The following is a 15,994-nucleotide window of genomic DNA, read 5'->3' as shown; positions in this document are numbered from 1 at the left end:
GCAGGAGGGTGGCGAGGGCGGTGGGGGTGGGGTGGTCGAAGACCAGGGTGGCGGGCAGCCGCAGGCCGGTGGCCGTGTTCAGCCGGTTGCGCAGCTCCGTCGCCGTCAGCGAGTCGAACCCCAGGTCCTTGAACGGCCGGTCGGCCGCGACCTCGGCCACGTCGGAGTGCCCCAGCACGGCTGCGGCCCGGGAACGCACCAGGTCCAGCAGTGCGGTTCGCCGCTCGCCCTCGGTGAGGTCCGCGAGCCTGCGCCGCAGCGCGTCGGCGCTCGTACCGCCGTCGCCCGCCGATTCGGTGGGCTCGCCGGCGTCGTCCCCGGCGCTCAGCGCGCGGGCGGCCTCCGGGATGTCCTCGATCAGCGGGCGGCGGCGGGCGCCCGCGTAGACGGGGGTGAACCGGGACCAGTCCGTGTCGGTGACGGTGAGGGCGGTCTCGCCGTGCTCCACCGCCTCCCGCATGACGGACAGGGCGAGTCCCGGGTCCATCAGCGCGAGCCCCATGCGGGAGAGGGACTCTTCGTCCAGGTCTGCCGCCATTCCCTCGGAGCGCCAGGTGCCCCACGCCAGGGAGGTGGCGGGCAGTCCGCGAGCCCGGCGTTCGTGGGCGAGGCCGTCGAGGTGGGCGTTCGCGGCGGCGTAGGCACCCTGCGAACCGCCGCCCCAGGTCGCGGCGCCGGAGGAGAAGAGGACGAAGGCGTCCAGGTCGAGGTGGGCGGTCAGTTCGTCCAGGTGCCGGGCACCCGCCGCCTTGCCGGAGACCACCTCGTCGAGCTCTTCGGGGATCAGGTCCCGGACCTTGGTGTAACGCACGATGCCGGCGGCGTGGACGACGGCGGTCAGCGGGGTCTCCTGCGGAACGTCCGCCAGTACGGCGGCCAATGCCTCCCGGTCGGAAACATCACAGGCCGCGAACGTCACACCGGCGCCAAGAGCCCGCAACTCCCCCGCCAGCACATCGCTCCCCGGAGCCGCGGCACCCCGACGACTCGTCAGCACCAGATGCTCCGCCCCCTCGGCGGCCAGCCACCGCGCCACATGCGCACCCACACCACCCGTACCACCCGTCACCAAAACCGTCCCCCGCGGCTTCCACGGACGCACCGGACCACGCCCCGCCAACGGCGCCCGCACCAACCGCCGGGCAAACAGGCCCGTCCCGCGCACGGCCACCTGGTCCTCACCGCCGGTCGCGGCCGTGAGAACGCCTGCGAGCAACTCGCCCGTGTCGTCGGCCCATTCGGCGGGCAGATCGACGAGCCCGCCCCACCACTTGGCCTCCTCAAGACCCACCACCTGGCCGAGCCCCCAGAGTTGGGCCGCTCCCGGCCGCACGGTGTCGTCGGGAACGACCGCGACCGCGTGCTCCGTCAGCCACCACAGCGGCACCTTCAGGTCGTCGGAGCGCAGATCCTGTACGAGGGAGACCGCGGCCGCGGCCGACTCCGGCAGCGCCACGACTCCCGTGAAGTCACCGGGGACAACGCGGGTCTCGACCTCCACCTCGGCACCGGCGGCCCGCAACGCCGCCGCCACCTTCGTGCCGACGCCCTCTCTCGGCGCGACCAGCAGCCATCGCCCGGCCGGCTCCCTGGTCCCGGCCGGGGCACAGGGACGCCACACGACCCGGTACCGCCAGTCGTCCACCGTTCGGCCGCGGCCCGCGCTCACGGCGGTTCGGGGCCAGTAGCGGCGGTGCTGGAAGGGGTACGTCGGCAGGTCCACCCGCCGCGCCCCGGTACCGGCGAACACCGCCGCCCAGTCCACCTTCGCGCCCCGCACATGCGCCGGCGCCAGCGCCGACACCAGCGCGGTCGCCTCGTCCCGGTCCCGGCGCAGCGCGGGTACGCCCACCAGCTCCGGCTCGGTCTCCTCGACCATCGACACCAGCGAGCCGTCGGGGCCCAACTCCAGTACCGTGCCGACACCTTGTGCCCGCACCGCACGGACCCCGTCGGCGAACCGGACCGTGGCGCGTACGTGCCGCACCCAGTACTCCGGGGTGCACAGCTCCTCCCCCGCCACCTCCCCGGTCACGTTCGACACCACCGGAATCACCGGCTCGTGGAAGGCGACGTCGGACAGCACCTCGGCGAACTCGGCCAGCATCGGCTCCATCAGCCCGGAGTGGAACGCGTGACTGACCGCCAGCCGCTTCACCCGACGCCCCTGAGCGGCGAACCCGTCCGCCACCTCCCGCACGACCTCCTCCGCGCCCGACACCACCAGCGACGACGGACCGTTGACCGCCGCCACCGACACACCCGGCACGTCCCCGATGTCGGCCTCCGAAGCCTCGACCGCCCACATCGCCCCACCCGCCGGCAACGCCTGCATCAACCGCCCACGCGCCGCCACCACCCGGCACGCGTCATCAAGCGACCACACGCCTGCCACGTGAGCCGCGACCACCTCACCCAGTGAATGCCCGAACACCACATCCGACCGCACCCCCCACGACTCGACCAACCGGAACAGCGCCACTTCCAGCGCGAACAGCGCGGGCTGCGCCCAGCCCGTGGACTCCAACTCCTCCGCCGGACCGCCGAACACCACGTCCCGCAACGACCCCGGTACCAGCCCCTCGAAGGCCGCGCACACCTCGTCGAACGCCCCCGCGAACACCGGGAACGCCTCGTACAACCCACGCCCCATACCGACCCGTTGTGACCCCTGACCCGAGAACACCAGCCCCAGACCACCACCGCCCGGAGCGATCCCCTGGACCAGCCCCGGCGCGTCTTCCCCCTCCACGAGGGCGCGGAGTGCGGTGGTCAGGCCGGGCAGGTCCGTGGCCGTGACGGCGGCGCGGTGGTCCATCGGTGCGCGGGTGGTGGCCAGTGAGAACGCGAGGTCCGGCAGGCGGAGGTGGGGCCGGCGATCGAGATGAGCTAGGAGACCGGCGGCCTGGTCTCGCAGCGCGGTCTCGCTCCGGGCGCTGAACGTGACGGGCACGGCGGGGAGGGGCCGGCCGTCGTCCTGGTCGGGCGCCGGTTCGTCCTCAGGGGCTTGTTCGAGGATGACGTGGGCGTTGGTGCCGCTGATTCCGAACGACGACACACCCGCCCGCCGCGGGCGCCCGGCATCCGGCCACGGCTGGTCCTGCGTCAACACCCGCACCGCGCCCGCGGACCAGTCCACCTGGCGCGTGGGCTCGTCCACGTGCAGGGTGCGCGGCAGCACCCCGTACCGCAGTGCCATCACCGTCTTGATGACACCCGCCACTCCGGCGGCGAACTGGGTGTGGCCGATGTTGGACTTGATGGAACCGACCCACAGCGGCCGGTCGTCGGGCCGCCCCTGGCCGTACGCCGCCAGCAGCGCCTGCGCCTCGATGGGGTCGCCGAGCCGGGTCCCCGTCCCGTGCGCCTCGACCGCGTCGACCTCCGTCGGTGCGAGGTCCGCACTGGCCAGCGCGTCCCGGATCACCCGCTGTTGGGACGGGCCGTTCGGCGCGGTCAGTCCGTTCGACGCGCCGTCCTGGTTCATGGCCGAACCCCGCACCACCGCCAGCACCTGATGACCATGGCGGCGGGCGTCCGACAGCCGCTCCACCACCAGGACCCCGGCACCCTCGCCCCAGCCGGTGCCGTCCGCCGCCTCCGCGAACGCCTTGCACCGGCCGTCCGACGCCGATCCGCCCTGGCTGTCGAACTCGCCGTAGATGGCCGGGGTCGTCATGACGAGGACGCCGCCGACGAGGGCGAGGTCGCATTCGCCGCCGCGCAGTGACCGGCCCGCGAGGTGGAGGGCGACGAGGGAGGAGGAGCAGGCCGTGTCGACGGTCAGTGCCGGGCCCTCCAGGCCCAGCAGGTACGCGATGCGGCCGGACATGATGCTGGCGGGCAGGCCCGTGATGGCGTAGCCGTCGGTGTCCTCGGGCGAGTCGGCGAGGAGGGCTCCGTACTCCTGGGGAGCGCCGCCGACGAAGACGCCGGTGCGGCTGCCGCGCAGCGCCGACGGGGCGATACCGGCCCGCTCCACCGCCTCCCACGACACCTCGAGGAGCAGCCGCTGCTGCGGATCCATCGCCAGCGCCTCACGCGGCGAGACGCGGAAGAAGCCGGCGTCGAAGCCGGGGGCCGAGTCGAGGAAGGCTCCTCGGTGGCCGGGGTCGAAGGAGGCGCGGTGTTCCCAGCCGCGGTCGGCCGGCGGGCCGCCCATGGCGTCGCGGCCCTCGGCGACGAGCCCCCACAGGTCCTCGGGGCTGTTCACTCCGTCGGGGAAGCGGCAGCCGATGCCCACGATCGCCAGGGGTTCCGTGGCGTCGGAGGTGAGCTGCTGGTTGTGCCGGCGCAGCCGTTCGTTCTCCAGCAGGGAGGCACGCAGTGCGTCGATGACCTCGTCCGGGGATGTGTTCATGCCTCTGGCTCCCACTGGTTCTGCCGCCGGGGCTCCGTCAAGCGCAGCGTTCCGGCGAGGGGGAAGTGGATCTTCTGCGGGATCTTCGGTGGGCCTGGGGCCGGTCGCGGGCTCCGCGGCTCCGCCCACCGTTGTCACCAGGCGACGGGAATACTGAGTGCGCCGTGCACCATGTTGTAGCCGCGGTACGTCACTTCCTCGCGGGGCACCGCGAGGTGGAGGCCGGGGAAGCGGCGCAGCACGGCGGGGAACGCGATCCGCATCTCCAGCAGGGTCATGGCGCCGCCGATGCAGCGGTGGAGTCCATGGCCGAAGCCGACCTGCTGGGCCGGTGTGCGGGTGAGGTCGAGCCGGTCGGGGTCCTTGTAGTGGGCCGGGTCGCGGTTGGCGGCGGCCAGGGCCGGTACGACGTACTCGCCGGCCTTGATGGTGACGCCGCCGAGTTCCAGGTCCTCGGTGGCCGTGCGCCCGCTGGTCGCGGAGACGACGCTGAGGTAGCGCATGAGTTCCTCGACGGCGGTGTCGAGGACGGAGGGGTCGTCGCGCAGCAGGGAGAACTGGTCGGGGTTCTCCAGGAGGGCGAGGATGCCGAGGCCGATGGTGTTGGCGACGGTGTCGAACCCCGCGGACAGGAACATGTTGCTGATGCCGACGATCTCCTCGTCGTCGACTTCGTCCCCGTGCTCCTTGACCAGCATGCCGATCATGCCGTCGCCGGGGTCGGCACGTTGCGCGGCGACGGCGTCGCCCATGAAGCGCTCGGCCGCCGCGATGAGTGCCTGGCCTTCTTCGACGGTGGCGGCCAGCCCGGGCGCCGAGCTGACGATGCGGATGTACTCCTCGCGCTGCGTGTCGGAGAGGCCGAGCAGTTCGCAGATGGCCAGCAGCGGGAAGGGGAACGCGAACCCGGCCATGAAGTCGACGGGCGGGCCGGTGTGTTCCATGGCGTCGAGGCAGTTCTCGGCGATCTGCTCCAGGCGCGGGGCGAGTTCGCGCATGCGCCGGGCGGTGAAGGTGGCGGCGACCGTCCGGCGCAACCGTGTGTGCTCCGGTGGGTCCATGTTGACGAAGCTGCCCCGGGGGACCTGCAAGCCGGTCTCGTCGATGCCGGGGAGCATGAGGGTGAGCGGGGTGAGGGCGCTGCTGAGGCGCGGGTCGGTGAACATCTGCCGTACGTCGTCGTAGCGGGTGACGACCCAGATGTCCTGACCGTCCAGCAGGCGGTACCTGTGGACCGGGTCCTTCTCCTGGACCTCCCGCAGGGCGGCTCCCGGATCGAACGGGCAGACGGGGTCGCGCTGGTAGGGCAGCGGCGTTTCGACGTCGAGGGGCATCGCGCTCCTTGGGGTGGCGGGGCCCTGGCCGCGGCCGGACGCCCCGGCCCTGGGCCGATCGTGACGCTACGGCGCCGGGCCTGCCCTGGAACCCCCAGAAGCGGTTCGGTCACCCCCCTGACCTTGCCGGCCGCCCTGGCAGGGGGACGGCGTCCCGCGCCCCTGAAACCGCAGGTCGACCGGGGGTAGGGGTTGGCCCCGGGGGCGGTGCCGGAGCAGTCTGGCCGCCAGGATGCGGGTCCGGCAGCCAGGCGCCGCTCACTCGCGCGTCGCCGCCGTGGGAGTGACCCGTCCGGCGGCGGGGCCGACCCGCTTCACCCAGCCGCCGGAAGGATGCCGCCTGATGCGTGTGCTCTTCGCCACCCATTCCGAGAGAACCCACTTCTACAGTCTGATCCCGCTCGCCTGGGCGCTGCGCGTCGCGGGGCACGAGGTGTACGTGGCGTCGCAGCCCGCGCTGACGGACGACATCACCCAGGCGGGGCTGACCGCCGTGCCGGTCGGCGAGGACCACACGTTCCACGAGCAGGTGCGGCGGATGCAGGAGTCCGCCGACTCGGATGGGGCCGCCCAGGCCGACGGCGTCGAGCCGCCGCCCACCTGGGAGGGGCAGGGCCTGCTGTACCGCGCGTTCGTCGACCACTACATGAAGGGGGTCAACAACGACGCCTTCGTCCACGGGCTCGTCGAGTTCGCCCGCGGTTTCCGCCCGGACCTGGTCGTCTGGGAGCCGTACACCTTCGCGGGGCCGGTCGCCGCGCGTGCCGTCGGCGCGGCGCATGCCCGGCTGGTGTTCAGTCCGGACCTGTTGCAGCAGATGCGCGCGACCTTTCTGCGGCTGCGCGCGCAGGCCCCCGAGAGCGAGCGCGTCGACCCGTTGGAGTCCTGGCTCGGCCCGCTGCTCGCACGGTACGGGGCGGGCGAGTTCACCCAGGACGTCGCGGTGGGGCAGTGGACCATCGACACGGTTCCCGAAGAAGTGCGGTTGCCGCTGGGCCTGCGGACCGTCCCCATGCGGTACGTGCCGTACAACGGGCCCGCCGTGGTGCCGGAGTGGCTGCACGTGCCGCCCGCCCGGCCCCGGGTCTGTCTCACGGGTGGACTGACCCAGCGCGACCAGGCCGGACAGGATGCCTTCCCCGTCGCCGGCCTGGACGTCTTCGACGGTCTCGACATCGAGCTCGTCGCCACTTTGAAGCAGGCCCCGGGCGAGGCGGCGGCGGTACCCGGCAACACCCGGCTCGTCGACTTCGTGCCGCTGCTGGCGTTGCTGCCGAGCTGCTCGGCGGTCGTCCACTACGGCGGCGGCGGGACGTGGAACACGTCGCTGGGCGCGGGGGTCCCGCAGTTGCTGATCGCCAACAGCTGGTACGGACTGCTCAAGGGCCGGCATCTGGAAAGGGCCGGTGCCGGGCTGTACGTCGCCGACCGGCGGGCACTGCGCGAGCCACTGGTGCGGCTGCTGGAGGACCCGTCGTTCGGCCGGGCGGCGCGCCGGTTGCGGGACGAGCGGATCCTGGCTCAGCCGACTCCAGGTGAACTGGTGCCGGTCCTGGAGAAGTTGACGGCCGAACACCGCTGACGGCGTGCCGCGGCCCCGACCCCGGCCTGCTGCCGGGAGTCGGGGCCGGAGTGGTTCCGCTCCTCCGTGCTTCTACTGACGTGCTTCTACTGGGTGCTCCTGCCGACGGGCTTCTACCGGTGGGCCTCCATGGCCTTGCGCAGTGCCGTCGCCACCGAGCGCACGTCCGAGTCGTCGAGCCCGGGATGCAGCGGCAGGCACAGGGTGCGGTCCGCGGCCTGGTCGGAGTGCGGCAGGACCTGGTCGGCGGCCCCGTAGACGGGGACTTTGTGCAGGGGCGGGTAGCGGAAGGTGGTGTAGACGCCGGCCGCGAACAGCTCGCTCGCGACCTTGTCCCGTACGTCCGGATCCATCTGCACCCAGTAGAAGTAGTACGTCGAGCGATGGCCCGCGGGGAGCGGTGGGGGCAGCAACAGCCCGGGGATCCCCGCCAGTTCGCGGTCGTAGAGCTCGACGATCTCCTGACGGCGGTCCACGAACCCCGGCAGCCTGCGCAGTTGTACGGTTCCGATCGCCGCGGTCATGTCGTTGCCGACGATGCGCCGGCCGACCTCGGGGACGTCCAGTTCCCACCAGCGGGACGACACGCGGGCCTGGCCGAAGCCGCTCGGCCGCGCGAGTCCGTGATAGGCGAGCCGCCTGGCCCGCGCGGCCTGCTCGGCGTCGCGGACGTACAGCATGCCGCCGTCCCCGCAGACGAGCACCTTCATGGCGTCGAAGCTCCACACCGCCAGGTCGCCGAAGGTGCCGGCGGCCTTCCCGTCGGCGCGGGACGCCACCGCACAGGCGGCGTCCTCGATCAGGGTGATGCCCCGCTCGCGGCAGTAGTGCGCGATCGCGGCTATGTCCCCGGGGAGTCCGCCGTAGTGCAGTACCAGCACGGCCTTCGTACGGGACGTGACGGCGCGCTCGACATCGGTCACGGTGGGGTTGAGTGTGCGGGGGTCGACATCGCAGAACACCGGCCGGGCGCCACTGGCCGCCACGGCGTTGGCCGCGGCGACGAAACTGAGGGACGGCAGCACGACCTCGTCGCCCTCGGTCAGTCCCAGGAGCTCGGTGGCCAGGAACAGTCCGGCGGTGGCGCAGTTCAGGAAGACGAGCTGCTCGGGCTCGACGTCGAGGTGTTCGGCGAACTGCGCCTCGAACGCGGCGGTCCGGGGCCCGTGACCGATCCAGTTGCTGTCGAACACCTCGGCGACGGCGGCGAGTTCGTCCGCGCCCAGTTGCGGCTGGAACACCTGGATCACGGCGTGCTCCGCGGCGCGACACCGACGAAGAGGCCGCGGCCGTTGGGGCCGCCCTCGATGTACTCGACGGCGAGGCCGGCCCGCGTGAACGCGGTCTCGTACTCGTCGCGGGTGAACAGCGAGAGGATCTCGTGCGCGGTGAACTCCCGGATGCCGGTGGCACTCTCGGCCACGGTGTACCGCACGGTCAGCTTGGTGGCGTTCCCCTCCCGGACGGAGTGCGAGAGCCGGCTGACGACCCGGCCGTCCTCCTGCGCCACGGCACCCGTGACGAAGCCCTCCAGGAACCGCTCGGGGAACCACCAGGGTTCGAGGACGACCACCCCGCCGGGCTCCACGTGGTGCGCCATGCGGTCGACGGCCCGCTCCAGCTCGTCGACGGCTGCCATGTAGCCGACCGAGAAGCACAGGCAGGTGACCGCGGAGTAGGTGCCGTGCAGGTCGAAGGTCCGCATGTCACCGAGGTGGACCTCGGTTCCGGGCAGCCGCCGCTGGGCGATACGCCGCATTCCGGCGGAGAGTTCGACCCCCGCGGCCCGTGTGAAGCGGCGTCGGAAGGTGTCGAGGTGCTGGCCGGTGCCGCAGGCGACGTCGAGGAGCGAGTCGGCTTCCGGGTGGCGCTCGGTGACGAGGTCGGAGATCGCTTCCGCCTCGGCGGCCCAGTCCCTGCCGCGTGCGGAGTGGATGAGGTCGTAGATGTCGGCGTGGTCGTCGCTGTAGGCCATGACCGGGCGAGGAGTGGCGGAGGTCAACGGAGGTCCCTTCTGGTGCTGTTGGAGGTGCGTGCCCCGTACGAGAGCCGGTGGTCAGGGGATGCGTACGGAACTCCTGAAGCTGTTCTCGATCTCGAGGCACTCCTCGTAGACGGGCAGCAGGCCCAAGGCCTGAGCCTCGGCGAGGGTGGGAGCCGCCCGGTCGCGTGCGGAGAGGGTGACCTCTCGCTCGGCCGTGACGGGCAGTGCGATGGCGGGGTCCAGCGGCGATACGGCGTGCTCCTGGTCCGCCACGTACTCCCCCGACAGGACGTACGACATGACGGTGTCGTCGCTGAGGGCGAGAAACGCGTGTCCCACCCCCACGGGGAAGTACACGCCGCTGGGCCGGACGGTGGCGTCGATCGTCACCGCGTCCCAGGCCCCGAACGTGGGCGACCCCACCCGGAGGTCCACCACCATGTCCACGACCCGGCCGTGGGCGCAGTACACGTACTTGGCCACGCCGGGCGGCGTACGGGTGAAGTGCACGCCCCTGAGCACCCGGCGCCGTGACGTGCTGCAGTTCACCTGCCGCACCGCGGGGAACGGATGCCCGACCGCGTCGACGAAGGAGGACTCCTGGAAGGGGGCGGTGAAGCGCCCCCGGTCGTCCGGGAACACCTCGGGGAAGAACTCGAAGGCGCCCTGGACCGCCAGTGTGCGATATTCCATGATCAGCTCTCCGGGGATACGGCTCATGAGGGATGAGATGAGGGGCACCTGGGGTCCGGGATCGCCGGCGGCGGTGCGAGGGAGCGTTCGCCTCAGCGGTCCCACCAGGTCCTGTTGCGGCGGTACCACTCGACCGTCTCCGCGAGGCCGCGTTCGAAGTCGTGGCACGGTCGGTAGTCGGACGTCCGGCGCAGCTTGTCGTCGCAGATCGCGTAGCGGCGGTCGTGGCCCTTGCGGTCGGGCACGTGCTCGACCGCGCTCCGCTCCCGGCCGCAGGCGGCGAGCAGCAGTGCGGTGAGTTCGCGGTTGGTCAGCTCGGTGCCGCCGCCGATGTTGTAGATCTCGCCGGGCCGTCCCTGCGTCCGGACGGCTTCCACTCCACGGCAGTGGTCCGCGACGTGCAGCCAGTCCCGGACCTGCTGTCCGTCCCCGTACAGCGGCACCGTCCCGCCGCTGAGCAGTCTGGTCACGAACAGCGGGATGATCTTCTCGGGGAACTGGCGTGGGCCGTAGTTGTTGCTGCAGCGGGTGATCCGGACGTCGAGGCCGTGTGTGCGGTGGTAGGCGAGCGCGACGAGGTCGGACGCCGCCTTGGACGCGGCGTAGGGCGAGTTGGGGTCGAGGGGATCGGCCTCGGACCTGGAACCGGTCTCGACGGAGCCGTAGACCTCGTCGGTGGACACGTGCACGAAGCACTCCACGCCCTGCCGCAGGGCCTGGTCCAGCAGGGTCTGGGTGCCCAGCACGTTGGTACGGATGAACGCGTCGGGCTGTGTGATCGAGCGGTCCACATGGGACTCGGCCGCGAAGTGCACCACGTGGTCGGCGCCGGCCATCGCCTCGGCGACGGCTGCGGGGTCGCAGATGTCGCCGTGGACGAAGGTCAGCCGGGGATCGGTGAGATCGAGGTTCTTCGTCCGGCCGGCGTAGGTGAGCTTGTCCAGCACCGTCACCCGGGGCGCCTCGGGGCCTTCCGGAGCACGGGCGAGCAGCGCTCTGGTGTAGGCGGAGCCGATGAAGCCCGCGCCTCCGGTGACCAGGACCTTCACGCCTCCTCCAGAGAGGTCGGCGGCCAGTGGTCGGCGGTGTGGGCCCGGGCGCGTTCCATGAGGTACTGGCCGTAGGGCGACGTCGACATGGCCTCACCCAGCAGGTGGCACTCGTCCGCGCTGATGAAGTTCATGTACATGGCGATCTCCTCGACGCAGCCGATCCGTACCCCCTGGCGGCGCTGCACGTCGCGCACGAAGTGACCGGCGTCCAGCAGGCTTTCGTGCGTACCGGTGTCCAGCCAGGTGACGCCCCGACCCAGCCACACCAGCTCGGCCCTGTCCCGCTCCAGGTAGCCGCGCAGGACGTCGGTGATCTCCAGTTCGCCGCGGGCCGAGGGGGTCACCCCTTTGGCGATGTCGACCACGTCGTCGTCGAAGAAGTAGAGGCCGGGGATGGCGAGATGGGACCGCGGGTGGGCGGGCTTCTCCTCGATGGACCGGAGCCGACCCTGTCCGTCGACCTCGGCGACGCCGTAGCGCTCCGGGTCGGCGACGTGATGGCCGAAGAGCACGCACCCGTCCAGCCGCTGCGCGCTGCGGCGGAGCAACGCCGGCAGATCGGCGCCGTGGAAGAGGTTGTCGCCGAGGATCAGGGCGCAATCGTCGCCGAGGATGTGCTCGGCGCCCACGAGGAACGCGTCGGCGACCCCGCGTGGCTCGTCCTGGACCGCGTAGTCGATGGTCATGCCCAGCTGCCGGCCGTCCCCGAGCAGGCCGCGGAACAGGGCGAGTTCCCCGGGGCGGGTGATGATGAGCACCTCTCTGACACCGGTGAACATGAGAATCGAGAGGGGGTAGTAGATCATCGGCTTGTCGTAGACCGGCACCAATTGCTTGGACCCGACGAATGTAAGCGGCTGCAGTCGGGTTCCGTTTCCGCCCGCGAGGACGATCCCTTTCATGGGAAATCTCTTCGCCGTGCGGCCGCCGGAGCCTCCGGCGACCATTTCCTGGAGTAACACTCCGTCCGGGAAAGCAAATCGGTCACTTCCTTCCTTTTCCTCTTGACTGCCGTCACGAGTGACGAAGCTGCATGGAAAAGCGTCGCCGTAAAGGACTGCCCACCGATCATAGAATCCGCACGGCCCGGTGAGGTCAGCATCAATGCCCCTTAAATGCATGGCGGACCGCCCCTGTACGCCGAACCACGCCCCCTATCTCCCCCTGTTCGACCGGGAATCCTCTTCGCGCGGCACCCCTAGAATCCTTCCCGACCTCGATCCGGACAGGTCGGGCGTGGATACCCTGTGACTGTTTTTCTGTGGCCGCATTTACCGCGACCCATCCTTCTTCCCGGAGTGAACGGGTGACAGGGAGTCAGGATATGAGCACTGCCGGAGAGATCCACCACTTTCCGCTCGCCGAACCCAGCGGATTCGAATATCCCCCCTGCTACCGCAGGATCCAGGCGCAGGAACCAATGGCCCGGATACGTATGGCGTACGGCATGGACGCCCGGCTGATCACCCGGCGCGAGGACGTCAGGACCGTGCTGTCCGACCCTCGGTTCAGCCGGGCCGCGACGTTGGGTGCCGACGTGCCGCGGCCGACGCCGGTGCTGATGGAGGGCAAGTCGATCGTCAGCATGGACCCCCCGGAACACAGCCGGATGCGCAAGCTCATCGCCAAGGCGTTCACGATGCGCGGCATCGAGGCGCTGCGCCCGCGGATCGAGAAGGCGGTGGCCGCCCTGCTCGACGCCATGGAGGAGCAGGGCCCGCCGGCCGACCTGGTGACTGCGCTGGCGCGGCCGCTGCCCCTCACCGTCATCGGCGAGATCCTCGGGGTGCCCGACTTCCAGAGCGACACCTTCCGGCGGCTGGCGCACATCCTGTTCACCAGCTCCGAACCGGGCGAGGTGGAGGCGGCGTTCGGCGAGCTGCTGGCCCTGGTCTCCGAACTGGTCGCCCGGCAGCGGCAGTCGCCCTCCGACAGTCTGCTCGGCAAGCTGGTCTCGGCCCGTGCCGACGACCGGCTCAGCGAGGAGGAACTGGTCGGGTTCGCCCTCGACCTGATCGTCGGCGGATTCGAGAACACCGCTCACGAGATCGCCAACTTCGCCGCCTTCGTCCTGGGGAGCCCCACGCACCTCGCGGAGCTGCGCGCCGACCCGGCACTCGTGCCCTCCGCGGTGGAGGAGCTGTTGCGCGTCGTGCCGATCTCGCTCACCGGCGGGCTCGTGCGGATCGCCGTCGAGGACACACCGCTGAGCACCGGGATCATTCGCAAGGGCGAGGCCGTGGTGGTGGACACCCAGAGCGCCAACCTCGACCCGGCCACCTTCGACCGTCCGGCCGAGGTGGACTTCCACCGCTCCCCCAACCCCCATCTCATCTTCGGCCACGGCACCCACCGCTGCGTCGGCGCGGAGCTCGCCCGGCTGGAGCTGCAGATCGCCCTGGGCTCCCTGCTGGAGCGCTTCCCCGGCCTCGCGCTCGCGGTACCGGTCGGGGACATCGAGTTCACCACCGGCATTCTGCGCGGCCCGGTCGCCCTGCCGCTCACGTGGTGAACCCCGTGGTGGATCCTTCGGTGACCGCGCCGGAGACCGGCACCGACTCCTCCGTCTGGGTCGCCGAGCGCGCACAGCTGAACACCCAGCACGTCGAGACCATCCCGTTCTCCGCCCTGTCCGGCTGGGACTTCGACCCCGGGACCGGCGATCTGCGGCACCACACCGGCCGGTTCTTCAGCGTCCGGGGACTGCGGGTGCGCGGCGCCGGCGAGGGTGCCGTGCCCGAGTGGTGGCAGCCCGTCATCGACCAGCCGGAGATCGGTGTCCTCGGGATTCTCGCCAAGCGGTTCGACGGAGTCCGGCACTTCCTGATGCAGGCCAAGGTGGAGCCCGGCAACGTGAACGGCGTACAGCTGTCCCCGACGGTGCAGGCGACCCGCAGCAACTACACCAGGGTGCACCGGGGAACCCCCGTCGCGTACCTGGAGTACTTCGCCGGCCACCGGGGCCGGGTGCTGGTCGATGTGCTGCAGTCCGAGCAGGGCTCGTGGTTCCTGCGCAAGAGGAACCGCAACATGATCGTCGAGACCGATGCCGAGGTGCCGGTCCATGAGGACTTCCGCTGGTTCACCCTCGACGAGATCAGAACACTGCTCCGCCGGGACAACATGGTCAACATGGACGCCCGTACGGTGCTCTCCTGTCTGCCCGGGAGTCATGGGGCGACCGCGCGGGCCGGTGGCGCGAGTGGCGCCGGGCAGGCGTTCACGGCCTCGCTGGCCGCGCTGTCCCCGGCGGCCGGCTCGGCGCACTCGATGACGGAGGTGCTCAGCTGGTTCACCGAGGCCAAGGCCTGGTACGGGCTGACGGCCGGCGTCGTCCCGCTCACCGGCCTCCCCGGCTGGCACCGGACGTCGACCGAGATCGCACACGACGAGGGCGGGTACTTCCGCATCATCGCGGTGGACGTCACCGCGCCGCACCGTGAGGTGCCGCGCTGGACCCAGCCCATGCTGGCGCCCACCAGCCGCGGCCTGCTGGCCCTGCTGTACCGGACGATCGGCGACGTGCCGCACTTCCTGGTCCAGGCGCGGGCCCAGCAGGGCAGCCTGGACGCGCTGGAGATCGGACCGACCGTGCAGTGCTCCCCGGACCGGTACCGGGAGCTGCCGCCGGAGGACCGGCCGCCCTATCTCGACCACACGCTCACCCTCGCCGCACGCTCCCCCGACCGGATCCGCTACGACCATGTCCAGTCGGAGGAGGGCGGCCGGTTCTTCGCCGCCGAGAATCGCTATCTGGTCGCGGAGGTGGAGGCGGACTTCCCGGTGGAAGCGCCGTCCCGGTTCTGCTGGGTCACGCTCGGGCAGCTCAAGGAGCTGCTGCGGCACAGCTACTACCTCAACATCGAGGCGCGCACGCTCGTGGCCTGCGTGGAGTCCCTCGGATGAGCGTCCCCGACGGGTCCGGCGCCCAGCGGACGGTCCGTGTCGGCGTCCTCGGCTGCGCGGACATCGCCTGGCGGCGGACGCTGCCCGCGATCGCCGCGGAGCCGAGGACACGGCTGGTCGCGGTCGCCAGCCGGGACGGGGCGAAGGCCCGGCGGTTCACCGACCGGTTCGGTGGCGAACCGGTCACCGGGTACGAACGGCTGCTCGACCGCACGGATCTGGACGCCGTCTACATCCCGCTGCCCAGCGGGATGCACGCGCGGTGGACCGTCGCGGTCCTCAAGTCCGGGCGGCACGCACTGGTGGAGAAGCCCCTGGCGACCTGCCGCGCCGAGGCGGACGAGATGGTCGCCGCCGCCCGCGCCGGCGGCCTGGTCCTGATGGAGAACCTCATGTTCCTCCACCACAGCCAGCACGAGGCGGTGCGGCGCATGGTCACGGCGGGCGAGATAGGCGAACTCCGTTCCCTCAGCAGTTCCTTCGGCATCCCCTCGCTGCCCGCCCACGACGTGCGCTACCGGTCGGAACTCGGCGGGGGCGCGCTGCTCGACGTCGGCGTGTACCCCCTGCGCGCGGCACGGCTGCTGCTCGGCCCCCGGCTCGATCCGCTCGGCGCGGTCCTGCGGATGGATCCGGCGCTCGGCGTGGACGTGGCGGGCCATGTGCTGCTCACCACCCCGCGGGGTGTCACCGCCGAGCTGTCCTTCGGGTTCGAGCACTTCTACCGCTGCTCGTACGAGCTGTGGGGCAGCGCCGGCCGGATCGTCCTCGACCGGGCCTTCACTCCTCCGCCGGCCCTGCGGCCGGTGATCCGGCTCGAACGGCAGGACCATGTGCAGGAGTTCACCCTGCCCGCCGACGACCAGTACGCCGCGGTGCTGCGGAGCTTCGCGGCGTCCGTGCTCGACGGCGCCGAGCCGCTCGACGGGCACGACGACGTGCTCGGCATGAGCGACCTGCTGGACCGCGTCCGAACCTGCGCCCGGCGGATTCCCTAGACTCCGTCGCCTCGTTCGCGCCACCTGCCCGACTGCCCGAGGGGTGGGCCCCACGTCTCCGTGGGGCCCACCCCTCTTGCCCTTC

The 15,994-nt window shown here is 71.4% G+C and carries 11 protein-coding genes; 4 read left to right on the top strand and 7 right to left on the bottom strand.

Annotated features, from left to right (window positions below; translation table 11 throughout):
• Both AB0I18_RS18295 and AB0I18_RS18290 read right to left on the bottom strand, forming a co-directional pair.
• Positions 1-4,360: type I polyketide synthase (locus tag AB0I18_RS18295; protein WP_363106519.1), on the bottom strand; the 4,360-nt coding region annotated here is incomplete at its 3' end.
• Between the two features lie 134 nt (positions 4,361-4,494).
• Positions 4,495-5,694, bottom strand: coding sequence for a cytochrome P450 (locus AB0I18_RS18290; protein ID WP_363106518.1), 1,200 nt, complete (start codon positions 5,692-5,694; stop codon positions 4,495-4,497).
• 343 nt (positions 5,695-6,037) lie between these two features.
• On the opposite strand from AB0I18_RS18290, the gene AB0I18_RS18285 reads away from it, so the two are divergent.
• Positions 6,038-7,276, top strand: a complete 1,239-nt coding sequence (locus AB0I18_RS18285) for an activator-dependent family glycosyltransferase (RefSeq protein WP_363106517.1) — start codon at positions 6,038-6,040, stop codon at positions 7,274-7,276.
• A gap of 113 nt (positions 7,277-7,389) precedes the next feature.
• On the opposite strand, the gene AB0I18_RS18280 is transcribed toward AB0I18_RS18285, so the two are convergent.
• From AB0I18_RS18280 to rfbA, 5 genes are all read right to left on the bottom strand, one after another.
• Positions 7,390-8,526 (bottom strand): DegT/DnrJ/EryC1/StrS family aminotransferase, encoded by a 1,137-nt coding sequence (locus tag AB0I18_RS18280; RefSeq protein ID WP_363106516.1) that lies wholly within the window; start codon positions 8,524-8,526, stop codon positions 7,390-7,392.
• The gene (locus AB0I18_RS18275) at positions 8,523-9,278 is read right to left on the bottom strand and encodes a class I SAM-dependent methyltransferase (protein WP_363106515.1); all 756 of its coding nucleotides are present in this window, start codon (positions 9,276-9,278) and stop codon (positions 8,523-8,525) included. The genes AB0I18_RS18280 and AB0I18_RS18275 overlap by 4 nt, the downstream gene beginning before the upstream one ends.
• A gap of 54 nt (positions 9,279-9,332) precedes the next feature.
• A complete protein-coding gene (gene rfbC / locus AB0I18_RS18270) occupies positions 9,333-9,953 on the bottom strand; it encodes a dTDP-4-dehydrorhamnose 3,5-epimerase (protein WP_363106514.1) in 621 nt (206 codons plus the stop codon).
• 92 nt (positions 9,954-10,045) lie between these two features.
• Positions 10,046-11,002 carry a dTDP-glucose 4,6-dehydratase gene (gene rfbB / locus AB0I18_RS18265; RefSeq protein WP_363106513.1) on the bottom strand — a complete coding sequence of 319 codons (957 nt, stop codon included), beginning with the start codon at positions 11,000-11,002 and terminating at the stop codon, positions 10,046-10,048.
• Entirely contained in the window at positions 10,999-11,907 is a 909-nt protein-coding gene (rfbA, locus tag AB0I18_RS18260; protein WP_363106512.1) for a glucose-1-phosphate thymidylyltransferase RfbA, read from the bottom strand. Before rfbA ends, rfbB begins: the two co-directional genes overlap by 4 nt.
• Before the next feature lie 422 nt (positions 11,908-12,329).
• On the opposite strand from rfbA, the gene AB0I18_RS18255 reads away from it, so the two are divergent.
• Genes AB0I18_RS18255 through AB0I18_RS18245 form a run of 3 tightly spaced genes read left to right on the top strand, consistent with a single transcriptional unit; the run spans position 12,330 to position 15,909 of the window.
• Complete coding sequence (locus AB0I18_RS18255; protein WP_363106511.1) at positions 12,330-13,517, top strand: cytochrome P450; 1,188 nt, start codon at positions 12,330-12,332, stop codon at positions 13,515-13,517.
• A 5-nt stretch (positions 13,518-13,522) separates the two neighbouring features.
• Complete coding sequence (locus AB0I18_RS18250; protein ID WP_363106510.1) at positions 13,523-14,911, top strand: NDP-hexose 2,3-dehydratase family protein; 1,389 nt, start codon at positions 13,523-13,525, stop codon at positions 14,909-14,911.
• Positions 14,908-15,909, top strand: a complete 1,002-nt coding sequence (locus AB0I18_RS18245) for a Gfo/Idh/MocA family oxidoreductase (protein ID WP_363106509.1) — start codon at positions 14,908-14,910, stop codon at positions 15,907-15,909. The genes AB0I18_RS18250 and AB0I18_RS18245 overlap by 4 nt, the downstream gene beginning before the upstream one ends.
• Positions 15,910-15,994 lie beyond the last annotated feature (85 nt).

Source organism: Streptomyces sp. NPDC050704 (assembly GCF_040654355.1).
In the GTDB taxonomy this organism is placed as follows: Bacteria; Actinomycetota; Actinomycetes; order Streptomycetales; family Streptomycetaceae; genus Streptomyces.
This window is presented reverse-complemented; position numbering and strand designations above follow the sequence as displayed.

What these genes read in the sequence shown, in the direction of transcription:
- AB0I18_RS18290 (WP_363106518.1), bottom strand. Translation starts at nt 5,694, where the DNA reads ATGCCCCTCGACGTCGAAACGCCGCTGCCCTACCAGCGCGACCCCGTC.
- AB0I18_RS18285 (WP_363106517.1), top strand. Translation starts at nt 6,038, where the DNA reads ATGCGTGTGCTCTTCGCCACCCATTCCGAGAGAACCCACTTCTACAGT.
- rfbC (WP_363106514.1), bottom strand. Translation starts at nt 9,953, where the DNA reads ATGGAATATCGCACACTGGCGGTCCAGGGCGCCTTCGAGTTCTTCCCC.
- rfbA (WP_363106512.1), bottom strand. Translation starts at nt 11,907, where the DNA reads ATGAAAGGGATCGTCCTCGCGGGCGGAAACGGAACCCGACTGCAGCCG.
- AB0I18_RS18255 (WP_363106511.1), top strand. Translation starts at nt 12,330, where the DNA reads ATGAGCACTGCCGGAGAGATCCACCACTTTCCGCTCGCCGAACCCAGC.
- AB0I18_RS18245 (WP_363106509.1), top strand. Translation starts at nt 14,908, where the DNA reads ATGAGCGTCCCCGACGGGTCCGGCGCCCAGCGGACGGTCCGTGTCGGC.